This is a genomic window from Collinsella sp. TM09-10AT (assembly GCF_003436275.1).
Taxonomy (GTDB): Bacteria; Actinomycetota; Coriobacteriia; order Coriobacteriales; family Coriobacteriaceae; genus Collinsella.
Genome location: NZ_QSOP01000008.1, coordinates 1 through 11785, shown reverse-complemented (window position 1 = coordinate 11785; position 11785 = coordinate 1). Strand labels below are relative to the sequence as shown.

Annotated in this window: 9 protein-coding genes; 1 reads left to right on the top strand and 8 read right to left on the bottom strand. The window is 63.1% G+C overall.

What is annotated here, in order from left to right:
• Window positions 1–8 precede the first annotated feature (8 nt).
• The 8 genes from DXD77_RS04650 to DXD77_RS10370 all read right to left on the bottom strand — a co-directional run bounded on the left by DXD77_RS04650 (window position 9) and on the right by DXD77_RS10370 (window position 10049).
• Complete coding sequence (locus DXD77_RS04650; protein WP_117645945.1) at window positions 9–650, bottom strand: type II secretion system F family protein; 642 nt, start codon at window positions 648–650, stop codon at window positions 9–11.
• The gene (locus DXD77_RS04645; RefSeq protein WP_117645947.1) at window positions 647–1573 is read right to left on the bottom strand and encodes a type II secretion system F family protein; all 927 of its coding nucleotides are present in this window, start codon (window positions 1571–1573) and stop codon (window positions 647–649) included. The genes DXD77_RS04650 and DXD77_RS04645 overlap by 4 nt, the downstream gene beginning before the upstream one ends.
• Window positions 1546–2874 (bottom strand): CpaF family protein, encoded by a 1329-nt coding sequence (locus tag DXD77_RS04640; protein ID WP_006235095.1) that lies wholly within the window; start codon window positions 2872–2874, stop codon window positions 1546–1548. The genes DXD77_RS04645 and DXD77_RS04640 overlap by 28 nt, the downstream gene beginning before the upstream one ends.
• Window positions 2871–4520, bottom strand: coding sequence for a P-loop NTPase (locus DXD77_RS04635; protein WP_117645951.1), 1650 nt, complete (start codon window positions 4518–4520; stop codon window positions 2871–2873). Before DXD77_RS04635 ends, DXD77_RS04640 begins: the two co-directional genes overlap by 4 nt.
• On the bottom strand, window positions 4520–5179 hold the full coding sequence (cpaB, locus tag DXD77_RS04630) for a Flp pilus assembly protein CpaB (RefSeq protein WP_233502824.1): 660 nt from the start codon (window positions 5177–5179) through the stop codon (window positions 4520–4522). Before cpaB ends, DXD77_RS04635 begins: the two co-directional genes overlap by 1 nt.
• A gap of 252 nt (window positions 5180–5431) precedes the next feature.
• Complete coding sequence (gene rsgA / locus DXD77_RS04625; protein WP_233502294.1) at window positions 5432–6616, bottom strand: ribosome small subunit-dependent GTPase A; 1185 nt, start codon at window positions 6614–6616, stop codon at window positions 5432–5434.
• A 383-nt stretch (window positions 6617–6999) separates the two neighbouring features.
• The gene (locus DXD77_RS04620; RefSeq protein ID WP_117647924.1) at window positions 7000–9681 is read right to left on the bottom strand and encodes a cation-translocating P-type ATPase; all 2682 of its coding nucleotides are present in this window, start codon (window positions 9679–9681) and stop codon (window positions 7000–7002) included.
• A gap of 140 nt (window positions 9682–9821) precedes the next feature.
• Window positions 9822–10049, bottom strand: coding sequence for a hypothetical protein (locus DXD77_RS10370; RefSeq protein ID WP_158549087.1), 228 nt, complete (start codon window positions 10047–10049; stop codon window positions 9822–9824).
• 74 nt (window positions 10050–10123) lie between these two features.
• Here DXD77_RS10370 and pyk point away from each other — a divergent pair, with 74 nt between their 5' ends.
• Window positions 10124–11584, top strand: coding sequence for a pyruvate kinase (pyk, locus tag DXD77_RS04615; protein ID WP_117637393.1), 1461 nt, complete (start codon window positions 10124–10126; stop codon window positions 11582–11584).
• Window positions 11585–11785: the final 201 nt, after the last annotated feature.

Sequence of the window (11785 nt, the reverse complement as noted above, 5' to 3'; positions counted from 1 at the left end):
ATTCCTCCCTACGTCATCCCGCCTGCTCCCAGCAGCGGGCCCAATATGGACAGAAGCAACGCCGGCAAGATGAGCGTGCCGGTGGGAATCAGCAGCTTGACGGGCGCACGCTCGATCTCGCGCTCGACCGCGGCGCGATGAGCCGCACGGATCTCGCGACTTTGAGCGGCCAGTGTCTCGGCAAGTGGGGAACCCAGGGCGAGCGCCTGCCCCACCGTGATGGCAAAGGTCTCGAGCGCTCGCACGTCCAGGTCGCGCGCGGCGGCCAACAACTCGTCCTCACGCGTGCCCACGCCCACCTGCCACGCCATGCAGGCGCGCTCAAGGCGAAGAGCCAGCACTGACCGGCGGTTGGCGCAGAAAATCTCAAGCGCCGCATCAAACGAAAGACCGGCCGAAAGACCCAAGCGCACAACATCGATCATCTCGGACACTTCGCCGAGCGACACTCGCGCCGGGCCGCCCGCTCCAACCGCGCCCTTCACTCGCGCGGTCAGAGCATCGACCACCGAGCGACCCGCGGCAGCGACCAGCACCGCCTCGCGCTTGCAGGCCCCTGCGATCTTGCGTGCATCCGCCCGATCCAAACCCGTCGCGACAAATACACTCAGGGCGCACAGGCAAGCCGCAATTGCAACCGGGGCGCTCATAGCTCCACCCGCATAATGCGCCGGATAACCACCAGGGCAACGGCGTTGAGGGCAAGACCCAGCACCACAGCGCCCGCGCCGGCAGGCGTCGCAAGACCGCGACGAAAATCTGCCGAAAGCAGCGCCAACACCGCGCACATGCCCGCCGGCATCGCCGCGACCATATGCGCAGACATGCGAGCCTGCGACGTCTTAACATCCAGGCGGCGCTTGAGCTCAATGCGCTCCCCCACCATGCTCGACGCCTCGGACAGTAAGTCGGCAAGCGGAGCGCCGGTGCGCTGAGACACCTTAAGCGCCAAGGTCACAAGCGAAAGACCGGGGGCGTCGATACGCACGAGCAAGTCATCGAGCGCGTCGGTCGCCGAGATGCCGCAATCGATCGCCGCCGCCACCCGCAAAAACTCGGTATGCACTGGCTCTTGCGCATGAGCGCCCACAAAGCGCATGCCCTGGGCCAGCGAATGTCCCGAGGCAAGCGACATGGAAAGTGCGGTAAACGCCTCGGGCATTGCCTCTTCTGCATCGTGTTGCTCGCGCCGGCTCTCAAAGCCATCCCGAGCGGCACCAACGGCAAACGGAGCAACAAGTCCCAAGGCAAATCCGAGGGGCGATAACGACACCATCGTTAGTAAAACGCAGCAGACACCGCTCGATAGCAGCAGAAACGCCAAACGTCCCGAAGCATCTTCGATCACGAGGCCAAGGCGATGCGCCGGAGCCAGCGATGCCCACGAACGGGCGATCTTTTTCAGCAGATCGTTTTCCACCAGCTCACGCGGCAGCTTCTCTGCCACCGTCTCGAGCGCCTGACGTGCCAGCTCCGCCGGCGGTACCTGCGGCACACGAGGTTCCGCCCCGCACGCCGTCGCGACAGAAAGCCCTGCCAAGCCCCCTACGACGAGGGACACAGTGATCTCCATTCGTCCACCTCCTCTTGTGTGAGCGTCCCCGACCGCAGGCCTTCTGCGATAAACGGCGGCTCGCGGTCAAGCGTCCAGGTGCGCTCGGCGGCATCGAACGTCACATAGCGCTCGAGCTCTACGCCGCCCGATGCGGCACGTCGCACCCCCGAATACGAGGAGACGAAGCGCCTGCCATCGGCGTGGCGCTCGGACATCACGATACCGTCGAGTGCCATGGCAATCTGCTCCTCGATGAGCTCGCTCGGCAGATCGATGCCATAACGTGCAAGCAACGTCAGACGCACCACGGTCTCCTGTTCTGAACCCGCATGAAGCGTGGTGAGCGACCCGTCGTGGCCCGTGTTCATGGCCTGCAACATGTCGCAGCACTCGGCACCGCGCACCTCGCCCACCACGATGCGGTCGGGGCGCATGCGCAGGGCATTAGTCACCAGGTCGCGGATCGTCACCGCGCCCTCACCCTCAATTGAAGCCTCGCGCGCCTCTAGGCGCACCACGTGCGGATGATGCGCAAACTTGAGCTCGGCAGAGTCCTCGATCGTCACGATGCGCTCGCCGGTGGAAATCTCACATGACAACGCGTTGAGCAGGGTGGTCTTACCAGATCCCGTGCCTCCCGCAACCGCCAGGTCCTGTCGCAGCGACACCGCGCACGACAGCAGCTGCGCATACCAAAGCGGCAGCGACCCCAACCCCACGAGCTCGTCCAGCGAGCAGATACGGTCCGAGAACTTTCGGATGGTGAGAATCGGTCCGTCAATCGCCACAGGCGGAATCACCGCGTTGACGCGATAACCCGTTTTGAGGCGGGCGTTGACGATGGGGCTGCGCTCGTCGATACGGCGGCCAAGTGGCGAGATGATGCGGTCGATAAGCACACGGATCTGCTCATCATCCTCAAACGCATGCTCGATGGGGTACAAGACGCCGCCGCGTTCAAAGAAAGCCGAGCGGCAGCCGTTGATCATGATCTCGGTAACGGTGTCGTCCTCGATGAGCGGCTGCAACGGCCCCAGGCCCACCACGTCATCCAAAATCTCGTCGATGATGGTCTCGCGCTCGGGCGTCGCGAGATCGGTCGGCTCCTCAACATTGAGCGCCGCCTCCACCGCAGGACGCAATTCCGAGCGGGCAAGTGCCGGGTCGATATAGGCGCTGATACGCGCCACTTCGTCGTAACCCATGCGGTCCATCACGGCGCGCTTGGTGCGTCGTTTCACGGCGCGGCGACGCCCCGCATCTACAGGCGCTGCCGCCGCCGCAGCGCCGGCAGCCTTAATCCTCGTTTGCAGGCTCATCGCTGATCACCCTCGCGCGACCAGGGAAGGCGGATACGCGGGCGTTCGGTGCGCGTTGCACGGTCGGCGACCATATCGCTCCAAGGGCCGACGGCGCACCCCAGTTCCACGAGCATCTCGCGCGTGGCCTCGCGCACGCTAGTCGCAAAAGCGCTGGTCTGCCCCACTGCCTCGTCAGCGCGCCCAAACGCCATGAGCGCGGCGAGATCCTGCCCGCCATCGGCGATACGAATCTTGGAGCTTAACGCACAGGCAATCTCAAAGCGCATGGCGACGTCCTCGTCTGCCCCGCGCGCACCGAACCGGTTGAACACGGCGCTCATGCGCGTGCGCGGCACACCTACTCGACCTGCCAGTTCAATGACGCGCGATGCCGATGCCGCGGACGACACCGCCGCATCGCCAACGACCAGGCAACGGTCGCTCGCCGCCACCGCAGCCGCCACGGCGTCGCCCCAAAAGACCGAGGTATCGATAAAGACCACGTCGGATTCGCGACGCAGAACATCAAGCAGTAGCTCCACCGGACGTGCCATGAGCTCGGCTTGCTCGGGCGCCGCGACGGGACCCCAGAGCGTAACGCCCGGCGCCACGCGCATCGAAGCGGCTACGATATCCGGCTCGGTGAGCATGCCCGCCGCCGACGGCTCGATAAGTGCCGCCATATCGCGCGGAGCATCGACGCCTAACAAGTCGTAAAGGTTTCCAAACATCAGGTCCAGGTCGAGCACGGCGGCACGCAAGCCCAACAGCGACGATGTGTGTGCCATGGTGGCAACGATCGTCGACTTGCCGCAACCGCCCGAACCCGAAATAGCGCAGATGACTGGAGCTCGATGCGGCGGAGCGGTAGCGTCTGCCGGCGGCATCGGAGGCGGCGGGGCGGGCGTCGGTGGCAGCGCCCCCGTCTCCCCCGCCGCAACCACGTGCTGCGTCCAAGCCGGCATGGCTGCTTGTTCGGTCTGCGAGGCAGGCTCGTTCTGCGCAATCTGCTCATGCTGCATCAGCGACAACTCGCCGCACCCGGCAAGGCCCTCAACTTCGTCGAGTTCATCCGCCAGATTCACGCCGTGCACGTATCCCATATCTACTGCCGGGGAGTCGCCAGCATGCTGCGCCGGCCCTCCAGCGTCATCGTATACAAGGGGGTTCCGGGGGCGCCGACCATGCTCGGCTTCCGCTTTTCCATAATCATCAACACGCGGGCCTCTTGTAGCGCGAGGCGCCCCGGGTTCCCTATCAACAAAAGCATCGGGCTCAATCGTCATGCGCCGATCGGAATCAACCGCTCCCTCGCCCGCGCGCCCGTTGCCGCATATACTGTGTGCAGCGATGACCTCGGTCGCCCCCGCGCGAAACAGCCCCTCGATATCCGACGGATCGAGCGCTTCTATCAACACGACCACGCGACTCACGCGGCCTTCGGCCGTCAGGCGCGCAACAGTCTTGCGCACATCTTCGGTATCAAACAGAGACGCCGCGATGATGGCAGCCCCGCGGCGCGACGGAAACGCCCGCGCCATGGAAACCAGCCCGTCCAGGTCACCCACGCGAAGCACCTGTGCACCCGCATCACGGCCCTCGACTTCCCGCTGCAACAGCCCGTAATCGCCGCACGCGCAGCACGCAAGCCAGATCGCCTTCATCACTCGTCGCCTCCGCTCTTTTTGCCGCGCGCCGTGGCGGGAATCGTCAAGCTGACCGTTCCCTTGCCCGAGGCTCCCAGCAGTTCCTTGACGTCTTCGGGGTCAGCCGCCAGCGTCACCCATTCGATCTTGCCCTCGCGCGTGGCACCGGAATCCTCACTGGTATCGATCACGTGCGCGCCGCACAGCCGATCGGTCACGCCGTCCTTTTGCACGTACACGTCCACGTAGCTGCCCACGCCCGTGGCACCGCCGACCGAGTGCTCGGCATCGACCGCCACCGAAACGGCGACCTTGCCCTTAGGCACCTCGAGCTTGCGGCTCTCGACCTTGGTGTAGACATTGCAGATCACGGCGTTTTTGGGAATACGCGAAGTCGTCACGTCGCCGCGCACCTGGCGCAGCTCGGTCGCCGCGTCACGCGGCAGCAGACTCGTCAGCCACTCCTGGGTTATGACATTGGTCTCATCGAGGGTCTCGCCCACATCGATATCGCGCGCCGCGACGCATACCTCGACGCGATCGCCACCGTACTTGGCCAAGGTCTCAGCCTGGACCTGTTCGGCTTGTGAGCGGATCGATGAGCCGTAAACCATGCAGAGCAGAGCAGCGAGCACGCCCGCGACCAGACTGATGGCGATGCGCTTGCTCTTGTTCACGGCCGCTCCTCTCATGGCAGTGCCGGGCGAATGCCCGTACCACCATTGTCTGGGCGGTCAGAGTGCAAAGCGGCGCAATCGCAATCTTGGTTTTCGATGTCAAACCAATCGCTGACCAAAAGCTGACCAGCCCGTCAAGCTCGTGGCAAGGTTTTGGTCAGCACGTCAGCAAACTGCATGTTTCGAGGCTTTTCCGCAGCAAAAAAGCCGTCTCCCGAACAGTTGGGAGACGGCAGTCATAGGAAAAATCAATTACAGATGGACATCGGGATCGAGCATTTGAGCACTCACGCGCATGGATGACGCCAGGTTTTGGAACGTTTCCAAACGCAGACTGTCGATCTGCCCGGCGTCCTCGGCCTCGCGAACGGCGCAACCCGGCTCATGGGTATGCGTGCAATCGCCAAACCGGCACGCGCGCGATGCCTCGACAATCTCGGGGAAGGCGCGCGCCAGACCCCGCTCGTGACCCACGAGCGGTAAGCTGCGCAGGCCCGGGGCATCGGCGATCACGCCGGCGTCGCCCGGCAGCGCTACCATCACGCGCGCGACGGTAGTGTGACGGCCCTGGTCGTCGCGTTCGCGCACACCGCCGGTCGCCAACGTATCGTGGCCCAGCAGCGCATTGAGCAGCGTCGACTTGCCGGCACCCGACTCGCCCAGAATCATGGCGCAGCTCCCGGCAGGCACGCAGGCACGGACCTCGTCCAGGCCGCGGCCCTCGGCAGAGGACGTCACGATCACGCGCACGTCCGGACCCACCAGGCGGCGCACGCGGTCTAGATCGCGCTCGAGCTCCCCGGCATCGCAGCGGTCAGCTTTGGTGAGTACCACCACCGGTTCGGCATCGCAGTCGAGCGCCAACACCAGCGAGCGCGCCACGCGGTCGAGCAGCACCTCGCCGGCACCGAGCGCCTGCACGATCAGCACGCTATCCACGTTGGAGCAGAGCACCTGACGCTCACCGCGAGCGCGTCCGCGCCAGCGCTCAAAACTCGTACGGCGCGGCAGCACGCACTCAATCACGCCCATATCGTGCCCGGGAGCGCGGCGCACCGCCACACGGTCGCCCACGGCAGGCAGCAGGACCTCATCCTCGCCGCGCGACTTGGCAAACCCCACGGCATGCTCGGCACGAAACGTGTCATCGGCAGTCGCCACCAGCGGAAACCCGCGGTCCAGGCGCACCACGGCGCCAAGCTGCATCTGCTCGGGCTCCTCGGCATGTGCGCAGAAATCATCAAAGGCAGCCTGCTGAGCTTCATCGACCGGCAGGTCATCAAACGCCGGAACATCCTGCAGCGCGTCAAGCCCCGGTACACTCGCCAGCAACTCCTCAGCAGATGCAGGGGGTTCGGTCGCGAGCTTCCGACGACGATCACGCTTAGCCCGCGCCCCCGTCGTCTTTTTCTTCGCCTTAGCCTTAGCCTTAGCCACAAACGCCTCCCAGCACCAAAAATCACAACTGAGCAGGTATTTTCCCACAAAAAAGAGTCGGTCGAGCAAATGCTCGACCGACTCACACACTTTCCCTCAGCCTTTATCATCCACACGGGAGAAAAGTCAGCAACGTCACCGCAGGGCCCGCCCGCCGAGAGGGGTTTCCAAAGGGCACATCCTTTATTCAAAACGAGCGGCCGAGCAATTGCTCGGCCGCTCACCTTCTTTCCCTCAGCCCTTTTTCATCCGCGCGGGAGAAAAGCCAGTAAGGATACCGTAGGGCCCACCCTGGGAGTGTTTTCTTCTGAGCGATCCCGCAGCGCGAAGCGCGAGGACCAGCGAAGAAGAAAACACGCAGGGGCGGGCCCGGACAGGTTAACTTACTCCTTCTCGACCGCGCGCATGATCGCCTTGTAGATCTCCATCAGCGGGATGATCAGGAAGGCCAGGCCCAGGGCAGCGACAACGCCCTTGAGCTCAAGCGTCACGGGGCCAAAGAACATCTCGGCAAGCGTCGGCTGCACGGTCACGATCACCGTCAGCACCAGTGCCAGCGCGGCGGAAGCCCACAGCCACTTGTTCTGCTTCTTCATCTTAAACAGCGACGTGCGACGGCTGCGCATGTTAAAGCAGTGGAAGATCTCGACCATGTTGAGCGTGATGAACGCCATCATCACGCCTTCCTCGTCGGCATTGCCGGCGATCATATCGGCGATGTGGATGTAGCCCATGTCAAAGTACACGCCCACAAAGAAGCTCGCCAGCACCAGCGCGGTGATGATTAGGCCCTGGACCACGCAGTCCAGACCCATATGTCCGGCAAAGACACCGTCCTTGGCGTTGCGCGGCTTGCGCTTCATGATGTCGCCCTCGGCATCCTCCATGCCCAGCGCAAGCGCGGGGAAGCAGTCGGTAACCAGGTTCACCCACAGCAGCTGCACCGGCTGGAAGATGGTAAAGCCGATGAGCGTGGCGATAAACACCGAGAACACCTCGGCAAGGTTGGCCGAGAGCAGGAACTGGATGACCTTGCGGATGTTGTCGTAGATGCGACGGCCCTCTTCGCAGGCGCCGATGATGGTGGCGAAGTTGTCGTCGGCGAGCACCATGTCGGCGACGTTCTTGGTGACATCAGTGCCGGTGATGCCCATGCCAACGCCGATGTCGGCGCGCTTAATGGACGGGGCGTCGTTGACGCCGTCGCCCGTCATGGCCACAATCTGGTCGCGCGACTTCCAAGCCTCGACGATGCGGGTCTTATGCTCGGGCTGGACGCGGGCGTACACGCCGTAGTCCTCGATGTGCGCGTCGAGCTCCTCGTCGCTCATGCGGTCGAGGTCGGCACCGGTAATGGCCTGGCTGCGATCGGCGACGATGCCCAGCTGCTTGGCGATGGCCACGGCGGTGTCAATGTGGTCGCCCGTAATCATGACAGTGCGAATACCGGCATCGTGGGCCTCGCGGATGGCGTCGGCCACCTCGGGACGGACAGGGTCGATCATGCCGGACAGGCCGCAGAAGACCAGGTCGTGCTCGAGCGCAGCGGGACTGCAGTCGCTCGGGACCTCGGTGTAAGTGCGGCTTGCCAGCGCCAGCACGCGCAGGGCCTCGTCGGCCATGGCCTTGTTGGCGGCCACGAGCTCGGAACGACGCTCCTCGGTCAGCGGGACGACCTTATCGCCCTCGTAGATGTGGGTGCACAGGCCGATCACCACGTCGGGCGCGCCCTTGGTGTACTGCTCATACTCGCCGTCCAGGGTCTCGACGACCACGGACATCATCTTACGGCCCGAGTCAAACGGGGCCTCGCCCACGCGCGGATGCTCGGCAGTCAGGCCAGTGAGACCAGCTTTGCCGGCATCGTTGACGAGCGCGCACTCAGTCGGCTCGCCCACGGCCTCGCCCAGCTCCTCGTCCCACTGAGCATCGGAGCACAGCGCCATACCTGCCAGGAACTTCTCCTTGGGCGCAGCGAGCTCGTGCTTGACGACGGTCATCTTATTCTGGGTAAGGGTGCCGGTCTTGTCGGAGCAGATGGTCTGTGTGCAGCCAAGGGTCTCGACAGCAGAGAGCTTGCGGATAATCGCCTGGCGCTTGGCCATCTTGGTCACGCCAAGCGAAAGGACGATGGTCACGACGGCAACAAGGCCCTCGGGGATGGCGGCGACGGCGAGCGAGACGGCAACCATAAAGGTGTCGAGCAGGGCAGTCGGGTCGGTGAGGACATTGCCCACGCCGTGGCGGAGGATGTCAACGCCAAAGATGACGACGCAGATGACGATCACCATAATGGTAAGGATGCGGCTGAGCTCGGCGAGCTTCACCTGCAACGGCGTGAGCTCCTCCTTGGCCTCGGCCAGGGCGCCGGCGATCTTACCCATCTCGGTGTTCATGCCGGTGCCGACCACGACGGCGCGACCACGGCCGTACACGACGGTGGAGCCCATATAGCACATGTTCTTACGGTCGCCGAGCGGCACGTCGTCGGTGCCGGCGGCGAGCTCGATCACGTTGGCATGCTTCTCGACGGGCACGGACTCGCCGGTGAGCGCGGCCTCTTCGATCTTCATCGTGGCGCTCTCGAGCACGCGGCAGTCGGCCGGGACGGAGTCGCCCGCCTCGAGCATGATCACGTCGCCGGGCACGAGCTCGGCGCTCGGCAGGTGCACGAGCTTGCCGTCGCGTAGCACCTTGGACTGCGCCGCACTCATCTCCTGCAGGGCCTCGAGGGCCTCCTCGCTCTTGGCTTCCTGGACCACGCCCAGCACCGAGTTGACGATAACGACGAACATGATGATGGCAACATCGGCAAAGTCGGGCTCGCCCTTGACCATGCCCGTGAGCGCACTGATGACGGCGGCAACGATCAGCATGATGACCATGGGGTCGGCCATCTGCTCAAAGAAACGCTTCCACAGCGGTGTCTTCTCGGCTTCCTCGAGCTTGTTAGGGCCTGTCTTGGCGAGGCGCGAAGACGCCTCGTCGTTGCTCAGGCCGAGGTTCTCATCGACACCTTGGTCGCTGAGCACCTCCGCCGCGGCGGACAGGTATTCCTTTTGCATATAGAGTCCCCTCCTGGGATTCGGGCCACTCAGCAGATTGATGCCCGATCATAATTCCCAGGAGAAGGGCAAGGGCTCATCAAGGCTGCCGTGCTGAGCGGCAGTTGATAGTGGAGCTATGGTACCCCAAAGCGACGCGTCTAGCCAAAACATTCCATCTGGAAACACGGCACAGACGCAACGGTGCAGACGGTGTGATGCTCAAGATTGATAAAACGTTTTTTCTTCGGCACATCGTCAAACTGAAATATCGCCCAGATAGCAGCGGTTAGAGCGGTTGGTAAAGATTTTTCATATACCGTTTTTCTCGCAAAAAATGAACTTCCATTTCGGCATACGGTCGATTTTTTGGGGTATTCGGTCGGCATTTCGTTATAATCATTTCGGTTTTATTTCTTATGGTTTATCTATCAGCGCAAGACGATGTCAGATGGAGGTCTGAATGTACAAGCGCACCAAGATTGTATGCACCATGGGTCCCGCCTGCGATAGCGACGAGACCATCCGCGAGATGATCAAGGCGGGCATGAACGTCGCCCGTTTTAACTTCTCGCACGGATCCTACGACGAGCACCACGGTCGCATCGAGCGCGTCCGCCGTATTTCCAAGGAGCTCGGTCTGCCTGTCGGCATCCTGCTCGACACCAAGGGCCCCGAGGTCCGCACCGGCCTTCTGGTCGACGGCAAGAAGGTTGCCGTCAAGACCGGCGATAAGATCGTCGTCACCGCTCAGCCCACGTCCGAGGATTTCCACGGCACCGCTGAGCACATCTCCCTCGACTACCTGGCTCTGCCTTCCGAGGTCGAGAAGGGCTCCCTCATCCTGATCGATGACGGCCTGGTTGCCCTCGAGGTCGAGTCCGTCAGCGGCCAGGACATGACCTGCGTCGTTAAGAACGACGGCCTGATCGGCGAGCGCAAGGGCGTCAACATGCCCAACGTCAACATCTCGCTGCCCGCCATCACCGAGCGCGATCGTCAGGACATCCTCTTTGGCCTGACCGAGAACATCGACTACATCGCCGCTTCCTTCATCCGTGACGGCGAGTCCGTCCGCGGCATCCGCAAGCTTTGCCGCGAGAACGGTGGCGAGCACGTGACGATCTTCCCGAAGATCGAGTGCGCCCTGGGCGTCGAGAACTTCGACGAGATCCTCGAGGCTTCCGACGGCATCATGGTCGCCCGTGGCGACCTGGGTATCGAGATCAAGCCCGAGCTCGTTCCGCACATCCAGAAGGAGATCATCGCCAAGTGCAACGCGGCCTACAAGCCCGTTATCACCGCTACGCAGATGCTCGACTCCATGCAGCAGAACCCGCGCCCGACGCGCGCCGAGGTTGCCGACGTTGCTAACGCCATCTACGACGGCACCGACGCCGTTATGCTCTCTGGCGAGTCCGCTGCCGGTAAGTACCCGGTCGAGGCCGTTAAGATGCAGGCCAGCATTGCTCTCGAGACCGAGAAGTACCTCCCGGCCCACGCTCCGCTCGAGGTTCCGGCCGACGCTCACGGCACCCGCGTCGTCAACAACGTTGTGGGTATGTCCGCTGTGAACATGGCCACCACCGTTGGCGCCAAGTGCATCACCGTGCCGACGACCACCGGTCGTACCGCACGCCTGATCTCGCACTTCCGTCCCAACATGCCGATCTGCGCGTTCTCCCGCCACGAGTGGGCCGTCCAGCAGATGATCATGTACTGGGGCGTTATCCCGCACCAGGCCGAGATTACCCAGGGCACCGTCAACGGCACGATCGTCAAGGCGATCGAGACCGCTAAGGAGCTCGGCTACGTCGAGGCCGGCGATCTGACCGTCGCTACCGCCGGCGATCCCCGCATGAGTGTTCAGCTCGAGGACAAGGTCTCCTCGACCAACGTCGCTTACGTCGCTCAGGTGCGCTAAATCGCACTTGCAAGCATGCTTGCATTGCAAAGGGCCCGGAAGGCTTCGCCTTCCGGGCCCTTTTTCTGTGCCAATGTCGGCGCACGGCAAAACACGCACTCATTTCTTTACCAAAAGCGCGAAATCCACCCTTCGAGGCCCAAAAAATAAGGCTCTGTTAGACCAAATTTGACACGATCGGCTGTTCGTCGAACCGGGAAA

Coding starts and splice junctions, on each gene's coding strand:
- DXD77_RS04635 (WP_117645951.1), bottom strand. CDS start 4,520: ATGAAGGCGATCTGGCTTGCGTGCTGCGCGTGCGGCGATTACGGGCTG.
- DXD77_RS04640 (WP_006235095.1), bottom strand. CDS start 2,874: ATGAGCCTGCAAACGAGGATTAAGGCTGCCGGCGCTGCGGCGGCGGCA.
- DXD77_RS04645 (WP_117645947.1), bottom strand. CDS start 1,573: ATGGAGATCACTGTGTCCCTCGTCGTAGGGGGCTTGGCAGGGCTTTCT.
- DXD77_RS04620 (WP_117647924.1), bottom strand. CDS start 9,681: ATGCAAAAGGAATACCTGTCCGCCGCGGCGGAGGTGCTCAGCGACCAA.
- DXD77_RS04650 (WP_117645945.1), bottom strand. CDS start 650: ATGAGCGCCCCGGTTGCAATTGCGGCTTGCCTGTGCGCCCTGAGTGTA.
- pyk (WP_117637393.1), top strand. CDS start 10,124: ATGTACAAGCGCACCAAGATTGTATGCACCATGGGTCCCGCCTGCGAT.
- DXD77_RS10370 (WP_158549087.1), bottom strand. CDS start 10,049: ATGCCGACCGAATACCCCAAAAAATCGACCGTATGCCGAAATGGAAGT.